Source organism: Lederbergia graminis (assembly GCF_042655485.1).
In the GTDB taxonomy this organism is placed as follows: domain Bacteria; phylum Bacillota; class Bacilli; order Bacillales; family Bacillaceae_C; genus Lederbergia; species Lederbergia graminis.
Window position 1 is genome coordinate 19,163 of the sequence record NZ_JBHSMC010000016.1, and the last position, 19,305, is coordinate 38,467.

Annotated in this window: 16 protein-coding genes; 5 read left to right on the top strand and 11 right to left on the bottom strand. The window is 37.1% G+C overall.

Annotated features, from left to right (window positions below):
* Positions 1 to 5: 5 nt before the first annotated feature.
* The 7 genes from ACFPM4_RS13005 to ACFPM4_RS13035 form a co-directional block, all read right to left on the bottom strand.
* On the bottom strand, positions 6 to 977 hold the full coding sequence (locus tag ACFPM4_RS13005) for a LacI family DNA-binding transcriptional regulator (RefSeq protein ID WP_382352424.1): 972 nt from the start codon (positions 975 to 977) through the stop codon (positions 6 to 8).
* A gap of 192 nt (positions 978 to 1,169) precedes the next feature.
* Positions 1,170 to 2,075 carry a metallophosphoesterase gene (locus tag ACFPM4_RS13010; RefSeq protein ID WP_382352427.1) on the bottom strand — a complete coding sequence of 302 codons (906 nt, stop codon included), beginning with the start codon at positions 2,073 to 2,075 and terminating at the stop codon, positions 1,170 to 1,172.
* A 45-nt stretch (positions 2,076 to 2,120) separates the two neighbouring features.
* Positions 2,121 to 3,572 carry a sulfatase family protein gene (locus tag ACFPM4_RS13015; protein ID WP_382352430.1) on the bottom strand — a complete coding sequence of 484 codons (1,452 nt, stop codon included), beginning with the start codon at positions 3,570 to 3,572 and terminating at the stop codon, positions 2,121 to 2,123.
* A gap of 230 nt (positions 3,573 to 3,802) precedes the next feature.
* A complete protein-coding gene (locus ACFPM4_RS13020) occupies positions 3,803 to 4,915 on the bottom strand; it encodes an NAD(P)/FAD-dependent oxidoreductase (RefSeq protein WP_382352432.1) in 1,113 nt (370 codons plus the stop codon).
* A gap of 1,115 nt (positions 4,916 to 6,030) precedes the next feature.
* Positions 6,031 to 6,999 (bottom strand): sugar phosphate isomerase/epimerase family protein, encoded by a 969-nt coding sequence (locus ACFPM4_RS13025; protein ID WP_144925914.1) that lies wholly within the window; start codon positions 6,997 to 6,999, stop codon positions 6,031 to 6,033.
* 235 nt (positions 7,000 to 7,234) lie between these two features.
* Positions 7,235 to 8,263 (bottom strand): Gfo/Idh/MocA family protein, encoded by a 1,029-nt coding sequence (locus ACFPM4_RS13030; protein ID WP_382352435.1) that lies wholly within the window; start codon positions 8,261 to 8,263, stop codon positions 7,235 to 7,237.
* A gap of 109 nt (positions 8,264 to 8,372) precedes the next feature.
* Positions 8,373 to 9,041 carry a carboxylesterase family protein gene (locus tag ACFPM4_RS13035; RefSeq protein WP_382352438.1) on the bottom strand — a complete coding sequence of 223 codons (669 nt, stop codon included), beginning with the start codon at positions 9,039 to 9,041 and terminating at the stop codon, positions 8,373 to 8,375.
* Positions 9,042 to 9,322: 281 nt separating this feature from the next.
* Between ACFPM4_RS13035 and zupT the strand changes: the two genes are divergently transcribed.
* A complete protein-coding gene (zupT, locus tag ACFPM4_RS13040; protein ID WP_382352441.1) occupies positions 9,323 to 10,132 on the top strand; it encodes a zinc transporter ZupT in 810 nt (269 codons plus the stop codon).
* Positions 10,133 to 10,172: 40 nt separating this feature from the next.
* Here the strand turns inward: zupT and ACFPM4_RS13045 are convergent, their stop codons facing one another.
* Both ACFPM4_RS13045 and ACFPM4_RS13050 read right to left on the bottom strand, forming a co-directional pair.
* Positions 10,173 to 10,787, bottom strand: coding sequence for a TVP38/TMEM64 family protein (locus ACFPM4_RS13045; RefSeq protein WP_382352444.1), 615 nt, complete (start codon positions 10,785 to 10,787; stop codon positions 10,173 to 10,175).
* Positions 10,788 to 11,019: 232 nt separating this feature from the next.
* Positions 11,020 to 12,651: a Na/Pi cotransporter family protein gene (locus ACFPM4_RS13050; RefSeq protein WP_382352447.1), complete on the bottom strand. Its 1,632-nt coding sequence runs from the start codon at positions 12,649 to 12,651 to the stop codon at positions 11,020 to 11,022.
* Positions 12,652 to 12,884: 233 nt separating this feature from the next.
* On the opposite strand from ACFPM4_RS13050, the gene ACFPM4_RS13055 reads away from it, so the two are divergent.
* From ACFPM4_RS13055 to ACFPM4_RS13070, 4 genes are all read left to right on the top strand, one after another.
* Entirely contained in the window at positions 12,885 to 13,895 is a 1,011-nt protein-coding gene (locus tag ACFPM4_RS13055) for an LLM class flavin-dependent oxidoreductase (RefSeq protein WP_382352450.1), read from the top strand.
* 107 nt (positions 13,896 to 14,002) lie between these two features.
* Positions 14,003 to 14,134 (top strand): small acid-soluble spore protein P, encoded by a 132-nt coding sequence (locus ACFPM4_RS13060; protein ID WP_144926410.1) that lies wholly within the window; start codon positions 14,003 to 14,005, stop codon positions 14,132 to 14,134.
* A gap of 97 nt (positions 14,135 to 14,231) precedes the next feature.
* Positions 14,232 to 15,539, top strand: coding sequence for an alkaline phosphatase family protein (locus tag ACFPM4_RS13065; RefSeq protein ID WP_382352453.1), 1,308 nt, complete (start codon positions 14,232 to 14,234; stop codon positions 15,537 to 15,539).
* Positions 15,540 to 15,627: 88 nt separating this feature from the next.
* On the top strand, positions 15,628 to 16,896 hold the full coding sequence (locus ACFPM4_RS13070) for an MFS transporter (protein WP_382352456.1): 1,269 nt from the start codon (positions 15,628 to 15,630) through the stop codon (positions 16,894 to 16,896).
* A gap of 256 nt (positions 16,897 to 17,152) precedes the next feature.
* On the opposite strand, the gene ACFPM4_RS13075 is transcribed toward ACFPM4_RS13070, so the two are convergent.
* Both ACFPM4_RS13075 and ACFPM4_RS13080 read right to left on the bottom strand, forming a co-directional pair.
* The gene (locus ACFPM4_RS13075; protein ID WP_382352458.1) at positions 17,153 to 18,580 is read right to left on the bottom strand and encodes a hypothetical protein; all 1,428 of its coding nucleotides are present in this window, start codon (positions 18,578 to 18,580) and stop codon (positions 17,153 to 17,155) included.
* Positions 18,581 to 18,724: 144 nt separating this feature from the next.
* The gene (locus tag ACFPM4_RS13080; protein WP_382352461.1) at positions 18,725 to 19,300 is read right to left on the bottom strand and encodes a hypothetical protein; all 576 of its coding nucleotides are present in this window, start codon (positions 19,298 to 19,300) and stop codon (positions 18,725 to 18,727) included.
* Positions 19,301 to 19,305 lie beyond the last annotated feature (5 nt).

Below are 19,305 nucleotides of genomic sequence, written 5' to 3' on the forward strand. Positions count from 1 at the left end.
ATCACTTAACCCGAAGCTCTACTATTAATTTTTATGGAGAATTCCCCCGGATCTTCCGCGTAATTCGGGTCTAGCATTTTGAATAGTGTTCTCGCTGCTGTTTTACCCCATTCTTTTCGCGGTACACTTATCGTTGTAAGTGGAGGAGTAAAAAATCGCGACATGTAAATATCATCAAAACCGACAACAGCAATATCTTCTGGAACTCTTAACCCTTGCTTTTGTATCGCCTTCATTGCACCAAGTGCCATCTCATCATTAGCACATACAAATACAGTTGGAAGTTCATGACTCGCATTTTCAAGATAGCGGTTCATTTCCCTATATCCGCTAACTTCCGTGAAGTCTGCACGAATAAGATTTCTTTCAAAAAATGCAATGCCTTGTCTCTCTAGTTCCTTTATAAAACCTCTCAGTCGAGCTTCACCATCATAGGAAGCTGTCGACCCAGCAATATATCCTAGAGATGTATGTCCTTTTTCCAACAAATATTGCACAATAATGGTTGATCCTTCTTCATTCGGGAGAAGCACACTTTTAATATTAGGAGTTTCTAGTTCGCGGTCTAAAACAACACATGGTAGTTTATCGCTTGCAATAGAACAAAGCAATTCATTTTCGATATGATAATTGAGGATAATTGCGCCATCTACATATCTTTCTACTAGAAGACGATGAGTATCCGCAGTAGCACATACCATTAACTCATACTTGTTTTGCATAACAACATCTTGAATTCCTTCGACCATTTCGTTAAAGAAGGGACCTGTAAATCCACTTAAAAACAAACCAATAATATTTGTTTTTTGTTCTTTTAGGTTTTTCGCTAGCCCATTAGGACGATAGCCTATTTCTTTTGCTGCGCTTAGCACTTTTTCTTTTGTATCATCTGTTATAAGCGGACTTCCATTTATGGAATAAGATGCAGTTGAAACACTAACACCTGCACGCCTCGCCACATCCTTTAAAGTTACCAACCATTGTCCTCCTACAATGAACCGCATCAAACCACGTTTGATTTGAAACGTTTCAAATTTGTTGAAAATATAAAACGTTTCAAGAAGTGATGAGTTCCATTTGAAACGTTTCAATACTATTATATTATAAATCTAACAGGAAACGGTTTCAACTAAAATATTATTTTTTATGATAAAATTTTACTATTTTAGTTAAAAATCCGATAATTTAAAGCTTCTATAGTACCCTTCTTCTAGCTCAAATTTTTCTGTTTGTGGATTAAATACCGATATATCAAACTTTTTATCTACTACATTAAATTGTAAAATACGAATTCTCCCTTCACCACCATTAGGGGTACACTGCCAATTTTGGAAGAATTGATACACGGTGTTACCGTTTTCACCACATTCCACACGTGTACTAATATTTTCTGGTATATGATGACCAGAGAAAACAGCGAATACATTTTTATGTTTCTTCAAACACTTATTCCAAACATCTTCTCCATCATTAGCATCACGAGATCCGTTATATACCTTTGGATTATGATCGTCTCCAGGCTTTGTTCGTTCACCATTAAAATACATATAAGAGTGAGTGACAACAATTACTTTATGATCAGAATGTTGTTCTATAACTTTATCAGCCCAGACTAAAACCTCATCTCTTGTTCCATACTCTAATGATAGAAAAAGAAATTTTATCCCATTAATGGATAATTTGGTATACATATTTTCTGCTTTATTATGCTCATATGAATCTCCGAACCAGTCTTTAGATTCATATTTATGGATTCCGCAATATTTGTTAAACATTGCGGAATCTCTATTTTCATGCAGAAGATTATCGTAATCATGGTTACCTATTGCAATTAGATTAGGGATGTTTGCAGCATCAATCAGTGAGTATGCATCTTGGTGGTTCAAATACTGTTCTTCATGAGTTGCACCATTATTAACAACATCTCCAACATGAAGGATTTTTTTCAAATTTAAATCCTCGGCATTATCTACTATCCACGTTGTCATTTTCTTCAATCTATCTGGATAATAAGTTGAAAGTTCCTGTGTATCAGGTATGATAATCATCGAAAAGACATTATTATTTCTCGTCATTTGAACCACCCCTTTTTCCCTATTCCTATTTTGCATTTCACTACTTTATGCTTGTTTATGTCTACTTTCTAGTTTATCTGCAGCTTGATGACGACCTTGCTTACGCAATTTAGCTAAATAGTTATCTAGCGCTATATCGCCTCTAGTGTGGAATGGTCCACCTTCTTGGATAACTACCCACATTGGGTCAGTAGGAGAATCAGACTTCTTCATTTGTTCTGCTACCCACTCATCCAGCAACCTCATCCCTTTTGCTGCTATATCAGGACGTTCCTCGAATAAATTCGTAGTCTCATGTGGGTCATTTTCGATATCAAATAACATCCAATCTGGGAAATCCTTAAATCCATCATGATATGTGCGAATTAACATCCAGTTATCAAAACGAACACCTCTTTGACAACTCCAAGCTTGTTGACTTACTACAAGATATGGACGTCCTGCAGATTCACCATCTGTAAGAGCTGGCAAGAAGCTTTGTCCATCCCAACGCTTGCTAGTTTTGCCACCGACTAATTCTACGAATGTTGGACCAAAATCAACTTGATAATGAAGGTCATTATCTACGTGACCTTCTTTGATTCCAGGGCCAGCAACAATACATGGAATTCGACTTGTAATATGGTCTGCAGTTTGGTGGTCACCATAAATATTTAGCTCTCCTTGGTTTTCACCATGGTCAGCTGAAATTACGATAATTGTTTCGTCAAGAATACCTTGCTCTTCAAGAGCTTCAAGAATTTTACCTACATGATCATCCACGTGGCGAATTGCTGTGTCATATCCATCAATCCAAGCTTTGAAGTCTTCTCTGCTAGCGATTTCTTTTGGAAGACCTGGCCAGTTACTGCCTCCAGGAAGGTCACGTGCACTCATCGTACCAAATGTTTCTCTTTGCTTTGCAATGATTTCCTCTGTTAACCACTCTGGTGCTGGATCATCTTTAAATGGATTTCCGTAATCTGTTGGAGTACGGTACGGAGTATGTGGATCCCAGAAGTTTAAGTATAGGAACCAATCTTCTTTCTCCGTTCCACGTTCTTTAATCCAGCGTAGTGCTTCTTTTGAAACATCACCTGCTGTTTCTCCTGCATGTTTTCCTGTATCATGTACTTCTAAGAAACCTTGTAAAATATGCCAAGCAGCATGTCTACCTGCAAACGGGCTAATAATTGCTGTGTGATGGCCTTTAAATCTTAATGTATCAACCCAAGCCTGATACTCAGTATGGTGATAGTTAAATGGACGATCCTTACCAATACGGCGCACGTCCGCTTGAAGTCCTCCGTGATTCACTAATCCATTATGAATCCCAAATTGAGACGCAAATAAAGCTGTACGGGACGGCGCACAAGGTGCATCTGATGCATAATAGTTATTAAAACGGACTCCTCTTTCCGCAATGCTATCAATATTTGGTGAAGTATTGCGATGGTAACCATACGCCCCCAAATGATCAGGACGTAATGAATCGATATCAATATAAAGTATTTTCATGCAAAACAACCCTTTCTGATTTTATCGAAACGTTTCTATAATCATTATAAAAAATGTTGAATATTAACCTTTTATATTATTCAACATTAAATAAGTATTATTCAAACTGCAGTTGAAACGTTTCGACTAATTGTTTTTATTATAACACGTGCTGAAATCGCTCTCAACCTTTAAACAGATAATTTTATTATCAGTATCTACCAAAAGTTGATGAACTAGCACACTCCATGTTAAAGCGCATGCTTAATAGAATAGCTTTCTAAATCAAAATTGATTTGCTCTTTAAGTGCTAATTTTTGTATAAGCAAACCTAAAAATGGCGCAACTGTTAAACCGGAAGAGCCTAATCCATTCGCAACAATAATATTGTGATGGTTTGGTAGTGCCCCTATAACCGGAAGGAAACCAGGTGTAAACGGTCGAAAGCCAACTCTTGTCTCTACAATAGTGCTATCTGCAAGACCTGGAGCAACAGTTAGAGCATTTTGTAGGATGGACTGTACACTACCAGCGGTAACACGTATATCAAAACCAGTATCTTTTTCATTAGTTGCACCAGCTACAATTTTCCCATCATTAAATGGAACAATATATTGAGAACCAGGTGGCATTACAACTGGCCAGTTGCTAGTGTCTGCATTCTGTAAGTGCATATGAATTATTTGCCCTTTCTGGAATTCTACTTGCAACGGAATTCCTAATGGTTCTAGTAATTGCGGGGCCCACGCACCGTTTGTGACAATAACAGTTTTAGCATTGAATACCTGTTCATCTACCTTAACGCCTGTCACTTTTGATCCTTGTAGTTCTAAACTTGCACTCCCAAGTATCATCTTAGCTCCATTTCGTTTTGCTGCCTGGAGGAGACTTTCACGCAACGCTCTCCCATCCACCCGGGCAGCTCCACTTATGTAAACAGAGCTATACATATCCGCAACTGGTGGAAATAACGCTTTTGTTTCACTAGCAGTTAGTAACCGCACTTCTCCAATTTCAGGTGCATCTTCTCTACGTTTTATAGCACGCTCTATCATTTTTTGAAGCTTATCGTTATCGGAATGCAGACTAATGGCTCCAACTCTAGCATATCCTGTATTCGTTTCTCCTTCTTTTTCTAGCAATGGGATTAACTCGGAATAATAACGGGCACCTGCCTTCGCTAACTTATACCATGCTTGATTTCGACGTTGCGATATCCATGGACATACGATACCAGCCGCAGCATCTGTTGCCTGACCCTTATCTTTTCGATCTATAATGGTTACCTCGGCCCCTGCTTTGGCTAAATGATACGCTGTCGAAGCTCCAAGTATTCCAGCACCAATGACGACGATATCCTTCATTCATTCTCTTCCTTCCTTGCATCTCTACCATATGTATGAATTCATTATATATGAAATAACTACTGTCGTTCCAATTTTCCTCTTGACCAACTGGAATACGGTTGTCTGTGCATTTCTCTCAACTGATTTGACCTTGATGCTTGTATAAAATCGCCGTGAGAGACTCTTTCTGAACTAGTTCAAACCTGATACTCGAGCGAAACTGTAGTGAGAGTGCTTCTCTCGACCGTTTCGACTATCATACTTACGCGAAAACGTCGTGACAACCTTCCTCTCGACCGATTCGAATGAGAGACTCGATTAATAACGTCGTGAAGACTTCTCTCTCAACCATTTCAACTTTAAATATTCGCTCCAAATCGTCTTGACGACCACTATCTCGACTGATTCGAACGAGATACCCAATCGAAAACGTCGTGAGAGCTCTTCTCTCCACCGATATGAAGAAGAATCTTACATAAAACTGTAGTGACAACCTTCCTCTCGACCGATTCGAATAAAGTACTCGCATAAAATCGTCGTGACAGACCCTCTCTGAACTGATTCGAACAAGATACCCAATCGAAAACGTCGTGACAACTCTTCTCTCATCCGATTCGACTTTCGTATTCGCTCCAAATCGTCTTGACGACCATTCTCTTGACTGATTCGAACAAGATACTCGAACAAAAACGTAGTGAGGACTTCTCTCTCAACCATTTCAACTTTAAATATTCGCTCCAAATCGTCTTGACGACCACTATCTCGACTGATTCGAACGAGATACCCAATCGAAAACGTCGTGACAACCTCTCTCTCTACCAATTCGAATGAGCTATTTACTTAAAACCTACGAGACAACCTCCCTATCGACGGATTCAACCCAGAATCACCCGTAAATCAATCATGACTTTATTCATCAAACAGAGTACTTGTTAACAATTTCCGAACATTCATTCACAAAAAAAGGACCCCTGAATTGTGCTCTCAGGAGTCTTAACTCTTACTATTTATTTGTCTAGCTACAGGCTGAAGGACTCGGGTTCATATAACCTGAGCCACATAAAGGCATAAACCCTCCTTTAATGGCTCAGAACAATTGCCTCTCCCTTAACAGCAAGCCTTGCGCTTTTCTATTACACCCACCACATATCAGCAGGTTGTTCTTTAATTAGTACAGATTTTAAGTTAGAAACTGCGCGTTGGAATCCTTCTTCAATAGACATAATTGGGTCTTCATGTTCGATGCTGACAACATAGTCGTACCCAAATGTACGTAGCGCACTTATCATGTCAGACCATTCTTTCATGTCATGTCCACAGCCAACAGAACGGAAATTCCAAGCTCTTGTTTGTAGTTCTGTGTATGGTTGCATATCCGTTAATCCGTACATATTGACGTTATCTTGGTCAATATATGTATCTTTCGCATGGAAATGGTGGATTGCATTTTCTTTACCAAGAATTTTAATAGCAGCTACAGGATCAATTCCTTGCCACCACATATGACTAGGGTCAAGGTTTGCACCAATTGCGTCACATGTTAATTCGCGTAATTTTAATAATGTATATGGTGAATGTACAAGGAAACCACCATGTAATTCTAGACCAATTTTCACATTATGCTCTTCTGCTAGTTTTCCAACTTCTTTCCAATATGGAACAAGTTTTTCTTCCCATTGCCACTTTAATAATTCACCATAATCATTTGGCCAAGGTGCAACAGGCCAGTTTGGATATTTGGCACCTTCCTGGTCACCAGGAGTTCCAGAGAAAGTGTTCACAACTGGGACGTTTAGAAGAGATGCAAGTTTAATTGACTTTCTAATTGTTTCGTCACATTCTTTTGCAAATTCCTCGTCAGGTGCAATCGGGTTACCGTGACAGCTAAACGCACTAATTGTTAATCCACGTGACTCTACTTGGTGTAAATAATCCTTACGTTTCTCTTCACTTTCAAGTAATGCATCCAAATCACAGTGTGCATTTCCTGGGTATCCTCCAGTTCCAATTTCCACAGAGTCAAGACCAGACGCTTTCACATAATCAAGCATTTCTTCAAACGATTTCTCTGCAAATAATACCGCGAAAACTCCAAGTTTCATAAGTAATGACACAATCCTTTCCCTAATAATTTTGTCTACTTTTATATGTATCCTGTATTTACTGGCAATCTTAGATGTACAAATCCCTTTAAGTGAAAATTATACCATTAAAAACAGGTACATCCCCAAAATAAAGCGCTACCACGGAAGTTGCCACATCTAACTATTAACCTATAGATGAGAGGGGGGTTGTCCCCTCTCATTAAAGGTCTACTCTATTATACTATTTATATGATTATGAAAGTTGTACAATTTTCTTCGTTTCGCTAGATTCTAATGCTCCAAGAACAACTTTTAATGATTTCATTCCACTTTCTCCATCAATTGGTGGAACTGTATCATTAATAATACTGTTTACAAAGTGTTCGATTACTCTTGTACCAGTTTGTCCGCCTTCATCATTAGACTGAATTCTTCCAAGTTCATAGTTTACAACTTCACCATTTGTATATTGGGCAACTAGTCCATATTGTGGGTGGTCTTCTAAGCGAAGTACACCTTTTTCACCATAAATAACCGTTGAGTTATCTTCGCTCTTTTTGTAAGCCCAGCTTGCAGCAAGTGTTCCAACGATACCACTTTCAGACTTAAGTACACATACAGCACTATCATCTACGTCGCTGTTTTCTTTTGCACTTGATTCTACAAACGCACCAACTTCTACAAATTCTTCACCTAGTAAGTAGCGCATTAAGTCTGTCTTATGAACACCAAGGTCTCCCATAGCTCCGATGAAAGCTTCTTCTTTTCTAAAGAACCAGCTATCTTTACCGTCAATGCTCCATCCTTCAGGACCACCATGACCAAATGCTGTACGGAAGCTATAAATCTTTCCAATTGCACCGTTTTCAATCAACTCTCTAGCTTTTACATGAGAAGGAACGAAACGTTGATTGTGAGCAATCATCAATTTCTTACCATTTTTCTCAGCAGCTTCAATCATAGCTAATGCTTCTTCCTCTGAAGTAGCCATTGGCTTTTCACATAGTACGTGCTTACCTGCATTTAAAGCAGCAATTGACATAGGTGCATGTAGGTAGTTTGGTGTACATACAGATACAACATCAAGGTCTGCTTCACTTAACATTGTTTCATAATCTGTATAAGCAGTAGCATTGTATTCTTCTGCCATTTCTTTTGCTCTCTCTTCTACTATATCGCAAACAGCAACAATTTCTACCTGTTGATTTGCAGCATATTCTGGTAGATGGCGCCATCTAGAAATACTTCCACAACCAATTACTCCAACTTTTAATTTACTCATTATATAATCCTCCTAATTGTCCATAAAAATATTAAAAAAGCCTTTACATAATTCTATCATAAAAACGTTTCGATTGTAGCCTTTTTAATAAAAAAGAAAATGTTTTCTCTTAAACTTCTTTCCTTTTACTTAACAACCATGTGTAAAATTCAGGGTTATTGTATGTTTCAGTCCACGAATCATGGTTTGCTTCAGGATACACAGTAAACTTTACATCTCCTCCTGCTTTCCGGAGAGCCTCCACCATCACTTCACTTTCCTCTAGTAAAACAACATCATCTTTTGCCCCATGAAATGCCCAAACAGGGACATCCTTTAACCGTTCTATATTTTTAACAGAGCCACCACCACAAATCGGTGCTGCTGCAGCAAATAATTCAGGATATCTTTTTGCAATTTCCCATGTACCATAACCACCCATACTGAGACCGGTCACATAAATGCGTTGCTTGTCTACTCGATAGTTCGCTGCCACGTCATCTATCAGCGCTTTTAACTCATCCATAAGGTTAACCCACGTCGAGTAACGATAGAGATCATCCGGACATTGAGGTGCAACCATAATAAATGGAAATTCCTTTTCTTCCACTACCTTTGGAATACCATGTACTTTCACCTTATTTAGGTCATTACCACGTTCACCCATCCCATGTAAAAATAGTACTAATGGATATAAATCCTCACTTTGCTCATAATTAGATGGTAAGGATAAAAGAAACGGTAAGTTTGCCTGCTTTGTAACGGTAAATTCCTTTTGGAAAATTTGCTCTGTACTCATATTAACCTCCACTTGTAAAACGATATTTTCTAGTCCATTTTAGCATATGAGACTAAAAAAACTCTCTCTCGTTTTAATTTCTCCCCACCATCACATTTATCCTGCTTAAATAGTCAAAATTAATGGAATAACTCACAAAATTATAACTTTATTAATAAAATAATTGACAGACATTTTTCCTCGGGTATAAAATGTTTCCTGAGGGCAACTTTTATCGTGCAGATGCATATGAATAAAATTATCAATTTTTCCTACATGAACAACAAAGGGAGTTAAGTGTGATGACTGAAAATATAATACTTGCTTTTGCACTAACATTATTTGCTGGTTTGGCAACAGGAATTGGGAGCTTCACCGCCCTATTTACTAAGACAACAAACACAAAATTTCTCTCCTTCTCTTTAGGCTTTTCTGCAGGAGTGATGATTTATGTGTCGATGATCGAAATATTTGTAAAAGCAAAAGATTCGCTAACGAATGATCTAGGAAATGAACTAGGAAATTGGATAACCGTAGCAGGCTTCTTTGGAGGAATGTTACTGATTGCCTTGATTGATCAGTTTGTACCAAAACAAGGAAATCCACATGAATTGAAAAAAGTGGAAGAGATGAATCCTACAAACAAAGGCATAAAAGATCCAGCATTATTGAAGATGGGTACCTTTACCGCTCTTGCAATCGGTATACACAACTTTCCAGAAGGGATTGCTACATTTACAGCAACACTACAGGATCCCGGTTTAGGAATCGCCATTGCCATTGCTATTGCCATTCATAATATCCCAGAAGGAATTGCAGTTGCAGTACCCATTTATTATGCGACAGGCAGTCGAAAAAAAGCCTTCAAGCTATCGTTTTTATCTGGTATTGCAGAACCAATAGGTGCTATTGTAGCATTCTTAATTTTAATGCCATTTTTAAACGATATTATGTTCGGTGTCGTATTTGCCGCAGTTGCCGGTATTATGGTTTTCATCTCGCTCGATGGCCTATTACCAGCTGCTAAAAAGTACGATGAAGCACATACTTCAATTTTCGGTCTAATTAGCGGAATGGCCATTATGGCTGTAAGCCTATTGCTTGTAATATAAAAATCAAGGGTGCTTCAAAGGTTTAACCCTTAGAAGCACCCTATTTAAAATGAGCCACATCTTTTTGTAGTATTTTAACTTTTCGTTTTTTCCTTTTATATAAATAGAAAAGTGGTATAGCGATGACAAGCGCTACAAAAAACACATAACTTTCGAAACTTGCAGAAACAATACCATTCACAATCAAACTGACAATCAGCAGATATATTAGATTTCCTAGCACTGTTGCACTTATATAATGATAAAATTTAATCGTACTTGCTCCTGCTGTCACATTAATAAGGCTTGTTGGAAAAAAAGGAAACAGGCGTGCATAAAAAACAAATAGAAAACCATTATTTTCAATTTTACTTCTTATATCACTATTTACTTTAGTCGTTAAAAAGGTTTGTAGCCAATAACGGTATAGCAAAAAGGCAAGTAAGCTTCCCATTACACTCGTTGCCCAACTCCAGAAGAAACCACCATAGAACCCAAATAGCAAAATATTAATAGTAACGACTAATACAAGTGGAACAAGTGTAAACAAATTTTGTATGAGCATTAGAATGAAGGTAATGAAAAGTGCTAGTTGCCACTCCTCTTCAAAATAATCAGCAATTAAATCCATGTCACCAGATTTTAACATGACAAACCAATCAGCTTGAAAAATCATGTATAAGCATAAAGCAACAATTAAGAATGATGATATCTTTAGTATTGTTTTTATTGCGATCCCTCCTAAGGATCTTTTATATATTTTATGATACAAAAAAGAGTGAATGCCAAGCAATTACTTTCCATCTATATTCAAGAAATTTCTATAAAAAAACCAAACTACCTTGAAATTAATCCAAGAAATAGTTTGGCTTTTCGTTCATCTATATTTAAGTCCCATTGGCTTTAAATTATTCTTCGCCTCTTACACCTAATACTCCGTCAGCAATATTAACAGCGTGGTCCCCAATACGTTCCAGGTTGCTCACAATATCTACATAGACAATTCCAGCAGTACCTGTACATTTATTTTCGTTCAAACGTGTAATATGCTTATGGCGTAAATCGCGCTCCATTTGATCAATTTGGATTTCCTTTTGCAGTACCATTTTCGCCTGTTCTAAATCATCCGTTTCTAACGCCTTAATAGCTTGTCTTAAAGTAGAAACAGTTAAATCAAACATATCATCTAAATCCTTCAGTGCAGATTCAGAGAATTTCACCTTGCTTGAAATTTGGCTGTCCACAAGTTCCATAATATTCTCCATGTGGTCACCAATACGCTCTAAGTTAATAACTGTATTCATTAATGTATTATGTGTCTGCATATCGCTATCTGTTAATGGATGATATGAGACTTGGATTAAATACTCTGTAATTGTCTTATCTAGGTTATTTAAAGCATCTTCAATTTGCGGCAATACTTCACGGTTTTTCTTACTTTGAGTTTTAAAGTATTGACCAACTTCTACAATACCTTGATCTGCCAATTCCGCCATACGCAACACTTCTTTTTTTCCTTGTCCAAGTGCGACAGAAGGAGATTGACGAATAAATTGCTCACCTAAATGAACTGCTTTATGTTCGATTCTCTTATCCTCACCAGGAACTAGCTTTGTTACAATCCATGCTAATCCAGCGATAAATGGAAATTGAATAATTGTATTCGCTACATTAAAAGTTCCATGCGCAAATGCAATTGTCATTTTATCATTTAATCCTAAACTCGCTTGGAAATATTCAATTAAAGTAGTAAAAGGATGAATCAGTATCAATACTAAAATTGTACCAATTAAATTAAATAACACATGCGTAAACGCCGCTCTTCTTGCAGCTATGGAAGCACCGATTGCCGCTAACACTGCAGTAATTGTTGTTCCGATATTATCACCAAATAAAATTGGCAATGCTGTCTGAAGGTTAATTACATCTTGCTCATAAAGTGCTTGCAAGAGTGCCACGGATGCTGATGAGCTTTGGACTATCATTGTAAACAGGGCTCCAGCAGCAACACCTAGTATAGGAGTCTCCCCTAAATTAACCATCATATCAATAAATCCTTGTGCACTACGCAGCGGCTTCATTGCGTCTCCCATTAATTCTAATCCAAAGAATAACGCACCAAAACCAAAGAACACTTGACCGAAGTTATTAATTTTATGATTTTTAAAGAAAAACAGTAAAAATGCACCTAATGCTAGGATTGGTAAAGCATATGCACCAATATCTATCCCAATAATAAACGCTGTTACTGTAGTACCAATATTGGCACCCATAATAACCCCAATTGCCTGTCTTAATGTCATAAAACCTGCTGTTACAAGACCAACTGTTAATACTGTAGTCCCTGAACTAGATTGAATTAGAACTGTTACAACTATACCTGTTAAAACACCAAAAATTGGTCTTGTCGTAAACCTGTCTAATAAGTCTCTTAAACCATCGCCAGCAACTTTTTGAAGACCGTCCCCCATTGACTTAATTCCATAAAGAAATATCCCGAGTCCTCCAAAAAAGGTAAAAAGCAAAGTTTGTAAATCCATGTTTTCAGTCCTTTACTTTATCATTCGACATTATTCTGCCATACACAAGTTTAATTAAGATATCGTTAAAAGTAAATAAGTTTATTGTTAAGATTTTGTAAATAAATATTAATATCAAAGTGGTTTTTTATATCTTTTCCTAAGAAAGATATTTTATAGACTATTTATTGGAAAGTTACAGAGATAAAACGTATTATCATTCATAAGTAGATAGATGAAGGGGTGATTTTTTTATGAGCTCAAATCAAAGAAAGTATTTTAATGGGATACCATTATCTGTCCTTGACCTTGCACCTATAAATGAGGGTAGTACGGCTGAGGAGTCATTCAAAAATAGTGCTCAATTGGCACAACATGTAGAAAAGTTAGGATTCAACCGCTATTGGTTAGCAGAACATCATAATATGCCAGGCATTGCAAGTTCTGCAACTTCCGTGCTAATTGGCCATATTGCGGACCAGACAAAACATATCCGAGTTGGCGCAGGCGGAATTATGTTACCGAATCATGCAACATTAGTGATCGCAGAACAATTTGGGACACTTGAGTCGTTATACCCTGGCAGAATTGATCTTGGATTAGGACGAGCACCAGGAAGTGACCATGCGACCGCATATGCCTTACGAAGAACATTAAATCGTGGTGCTGAGGAGTTTCCACAACAAGTCGAAGAATTGGAAGCATACTTCTCGGGTACTGCACAGGTCCATGCATATCCTGGTGAAGGACTAAATATCCCTATTTGGTTGTTAGGTTCAAGCGGCTTTAGTGCACAACTTGCTGCTCAAAAAGGGCTTCCGTTCTCGTTTGCAAGTCATTTTTCTGCGGAGTATACAATTCCAGCGATCAACTTGTATCGTGATAACTTCAAACCATCCAATGATTTAGAGAAACCATACGTCATGCTTGGTATTAATGTAATTGCAGCAGAAACAGAAGAACGAGCACAGTGGCTAGCAACATCTCAACAACAGCAGTTCCTTAGCTTAATTCGAAATACACCAACACCATTACAACCACCTGTTGAACATATAGAAGAAATAATGTCTCCAATTGAACGAGCACATATTGAGAAGTCTCTGAATTCCCGTTCCACCATCGTCGGAACTCTAGAAACAGTTAAGCAAAAGCTGTCTGCGTTTATAAAGGAAACAGAGGCTGATGAACTCATTATCAATTCACAAATCTTTTATCAAGAGGATCGTTTAAAATCGTATGACATCATTGGAGAAATGATGGAATAGTGCTCCTTTCATATCCTCCAATGTGAAGAACATATGCATATATATCATTTTGTGTGTAACGATATAAATGCACTACAATAATTAGCATTTACGGAGGAGTAATACGAATGGGCAAAAACCAACAAAAACAAAAAAACAATCAAACGGGCACGAGCCAACCAGAACCACTAAGTGGCTCCCATAAAGTAAAGAATAAAAACCATACACGTCAAAAGAGTAAGAGCCATCATGATATGTAAATGAAAAGGGTCAGTAACCACAATTTGAAAATATTCGTAATTGTGGGGACTGACCCTTTATAATAGGATTAATGATATCTTATTATTGGAGGTTACTATGAATCGTCTTACTGAACATTTAATTGTCATTTCATTTGATTGTCTTTCCACGTTGGATTTTCCTATCATCGAGAAACTCCCTAATTTTCAAGAACTTCTAAAAAACGGATCTCATTGTAAGCATGTTGAAACCATTTACCCTTCTGTCACATACCCGTGCCACGCAACGATTGTTACTGGAAACTTCCCAAAACGTCACGGAATTACGAGCAACACATTCATCCAGCCCGGCGAGCCTTCACCAGATTGGTATTGGCACCGCCGCCATGTAAAGGGAACCACTTTATATGACGAAGCAAAAAAAGCTGGGATGACGACAGCAGCCTTACTGTGGCCAGTAACAGCAAAGGCAAAGATTGATTACAACATGCCCGAAATTTTTGCAAATCGACCTTGGCATCATCAAATCCCAGTGTCCTTAAATAATGGAAGTGTCTTTTATCAAATCGAAATGAATCGCCTGTTTGGCCATCTACGCAAGGGCTACAGTCAACCAGAGCTGGACAACTTTGTGCTAGAATCCACTGTTCACACAATCAAAACAAAAAAGCCTAATTTAATGTTAATACACTTTGTGGACCTTGATTCGCAACGCCATTATCATGGATTTTCCTCAGAGGAAGCTATGGCTGCCCTAAAACGCCATGATGATCGTCTTGGTCGTATTGTGACAGCACTCAAAGAAAGTGGTATTTATGAACAATCCACGATTATTGCTCTTGGTGACCATAGTGCATTGGACGAAGGCAAAGCAATAAAACTGAATGTATTACTACGTGAGCATGGATTAATAAACGTAAATGCGAAAGAAAAAGTTACAGACTGGAAGGCCTACTGCAAAAGTTGTGATGGTTCATCATATATATATTTAAAAGACAGAAATGACGAGGCAACGAAGGCATTAGTGAAGAAACTTTTACATAATCTAGTACAAGATGAGAACAATGGCATTGAGAAATTCATTTCTGGCGAGGAAGCTGGTAAAAAAGGAGCAGATCCAACCTGTGCTTTTATGTTAGAAGCTCGACATGGATTCTATTTTCATGAAAGATTGCACGGTGACTTTATTGATCAAGTTACTGCAAAAGATGTAAAAGAAGGGCGCTATACAGTCGCAACTCATGGTTACTCCCCAGAAAAAGAGAATTATACAACTGTATTGATGGCAGCTGGAAGAGGAATATCAAAAGGAAAGGTTATTTCTTCTATGCATTTAGTGGATGAGGGGCCAACATTCGCAAAGCTTCTTGGACTAAATTTAGGAGAGACCGACGGAAACGTAGTTGAGGAACTTTTAGTATTGTAAATTGTTCGTTAATTTTTAATTTTCCTAACAAATCCTTCTTGTTTTCTAGTACAATAAAGTAAATTTGCAGACTAGGAGAGATACGAAGATGAAAAAGTATTCGAAGGAAGAAAGAAGTTGGGTACTTTACGATGTTGCCAATTCAGCCTACGCGCTCATTATTTCCGCTGCAGTTTTCCCGATTTTCTATAAATCCGTAGCAGCTAGCGCAGGAGTAAGTAATGATGATTCGACAGCTTATCTCGGTTATACGATTGGAATCGCTACATTTATCTTAGCAATGCTATCACCTATATTAGGGACCATCGCCGATTATCGCGGATTAAAGAAAAAATTCTTTAGCTTCTTCTTTATTCTCGGTACTCTCTCTACTGCAGCACTCGCTTTTATCCCTAGTGATCAATGGATTCTATTATTAGCTTGTTATACGATAACTGCGATTGGTTTTTCTGGAGCGAATGTATTTTACGATGCTTTTCTCGTAGACGTCTCTTCTGAAGAACGTATGAATGAAGTATCTGCACGAGGTTTTGGCTTTGGATATATAGGAGGTACCATTCCTTTTGTCGTAAGTATCGCACTTATTCTTTTAGCACAAAAAGAAATGCTTCCTTTTTCGGATGCAATCGCTAGTAAAATATCATTTGTAATTACTGCAGTCTGGTGGGGGCTGTTCACAATTCCCATGTTAAAAAATGTCTACCAAAAATATTATATTGAACGTGAGCCGAATCCGATTGGAAAAAGCTTTAAACGTCTAAGTCAAACATTCAGTGACATTCGGAAATACCGGACATTATTTTTATTCTTAATTGCCTATTTCTTTTATATTGATGGAGTTGGAACAATTATTAAAATGTCTACTGCCTATGGGACGGATTTGGGCATTAAATCTGAAAGTCTGCTAATCATTTTATTTCTAACACAAATTATTGCAGCACCATTCACCATTTTGTTTGGAAAACTCGCTAAAAAATACTCAGAGAAAAAAATGCTTTACGTCGGAATTATTATCTATATTATCGTATGTGTGTATGCCTTTTTCATTAAATCCGTGCTTGATTTCTGGATATTAGCAATGCTGGTTGGAACTTCACAAGGAGGCATCCAGGCACTAAGTAGATCTTATTATGCACAAATGGTTCCGAAAGAAAAGTCCAATGAGTTTTTCGGATTTTATAATATTATCGGGAAGTTCGCTGCTGTTATGGGGCCGGTCTTAATGGGGATAACTACACAAATTACAGGAAACTCCTCCTACGGTGTATTTAGTCTCGTTATATTATTCATTATTGGTATTTTCATTCTTGTACGCGTACCAAACCCGAAAGAAGATGCAACTGTTGAGATTAATTGATGAAAAATAGACTTAATGAAGGAAAAGACGACTTAAAAATCACATTTGTGAGTTTTAAAGTCGTCTTTTTTTAGCCATGTTTTAGGAACAAGTAAAGAATGGTAACTTTTAAGTGCACTGAACATGAGCTGTTCGTTACTATAAAAGCTCTGTTAAACTCTGTTGTTGATTTTCGCTCCTGTACACTTGCTACAATCAACTAAGATGTTGACAACAATGAACTTTAACAGAGCCACTATAAAAAGTTCTCTCTTGTTTATTTGTTGAACTTACCGTCAGCTATGATAATGTCGGCGTAACCAACTGCTGATTCTGTTCTGGCAGATATGATATGTATCACGGATGATCCTTTTGTTTCAAATGTAACTTCTTGGATTTCATTAGGTGTAAGTGTTAATTCTTTTAAAATTGTACCTGAAAAGTCAGGCTCAAGTAATTTCCCATTATCTCCAAATTTTAAATCATCTGCAACAAAATATACCTTTATATCTTGATTAACGAATCGATTGTCATGCTTAATCGAAAGTGTTGCAGTAAATGTCGAAAACCCATCAGAGTATAATTTGACCAATTGCTGATCTCTATAAAGAGCACCTGTATAGTCTGATGGAACCATGATTGATTTTGCATTATAATATGTATTTCCTAATATATCGGTTAATCCAGATTCTGAAGGGACCTGTACTCCGATGCTAGGTGCATTTAATAGATTTGTAAAGAGTTGATCCGTTACGCTCTCATTTGGTAACGAAACTATTTTCATTTCATTCTCATACGACTTTCCGGAAAATAATGATAAATTGATTTTTCGATCTAATAACACTAGATGAACATATGGACTATGTTGTGAGATAAAACCAACATCAAATTTCAGGTTTATTTCTTTTGGAATTCCAGCAAAGTACTCATTCTCAATCTTAGATTTATAACTTTCCTCTGTAAAGGGATTATACAAATAAGCATTGGTAGCCTTCAGTTTCACATCTTCATTATAAGTAACATCTGCCTTTACTTTTAGGGCATGATCACCGTATGTAATTTCTTTAAAAGTAATCGTTTTATAGGGGTCTTTTAGCTCGGGTAATTCTTGTGGATTACTAATATATTGAATTAGCCCAGGAACCTCCATAGATTGAGTTGTTTCCTCTAATACAAATTTCTTCACTTCCATATCTTTGTTCTTTTTATTAATGGAAAAATCGATTCGTGCAATTGAGGTTCCTGTTACATCACTAAAATTGTAAAGTATGTATAGGCCATCCTCTGCCATTCGCGTTTCCGTACTGAAATTGGAAAAATCGTTACCATCATCTGTAATAATTTTTAGACTTGGTTCTATATTATTCCATACCCTCTGTAAATTACCGGTAAATCTAACTGCTATTTTGGCACTTCCATTTTGTAGCTTTTCACCTACAAGTATAACCTTACCATTCTCAACTTCATGTAATACAATGTCACGCTTATTTAATGTGATATTACCTATCGCAAAAAACGGGTTATATTCTTCCTCCAGCTCTTTGTTATCAACATTTTCTTCCGTTTTATCTTTCTCTTCAACTTGAGCAATATCATCTTGCTTTTCAATCTGTGCGTCCTTCTCTGAATTCTGCTCTGTGTCATCTGCGCTACAAGCTACTAGAATGATAGATAATAATAAAACTAAAAATAAATGCCTTTTCATAACTACCTCCTATAAGTGGTATAATTTTCTGAAATATTATAACACACTCACATAGGTCATTGGCACTAATATGCATCTAATCATCAGGATATTTGTAGTAAGCAAAAAGGAGTAGAACCCACTAAAGTGGTCTGCTCCTTTTCCTTATTGATATTTCTCCATATGTTCATTGTACGCATCTTTTAAAGCGAAGTTTTGATCATTCATCCACTTAATTGTTTCTTGTACTTTTTCATCTTTTTCTAGTAAATCTTGTACCTGTTTCTGTACTTCCTCGTCGTGTTTTGCTATTTCATCTGGAAGCTTCTTAATGTCCCATGCATATTGATACTGGCCATCGACATCAAGTAATGGAATTTGTGCAGTGATATAATTGATTGTGTTGCCGTCTTTATCTATTAACTTATTAATCAACAGCATGAGAGAATAATTTTCTACTGTTACTTTTCCAATAATTTTCTCTACTTCAATCGATATATCTGTACTTTCCATCTGGATTTTTAGTTGATCAATCGCTGATTCTAGAATAGCTTGCTGTCCTTCAAATGCGTTGTCATAAATCGTCTCTTCTTCCCCATTTTTGATAGCATCAAAAAAGAAATAAACCATTTCTTCATCAGTATAACCAGCTAGTACACTATCATTTTTTTCCACATTGGTCTTTTCCTTACCTTCATTGTTAGAGCATCCAGCAATAACCACGAACATGATTGAAAACATTATGA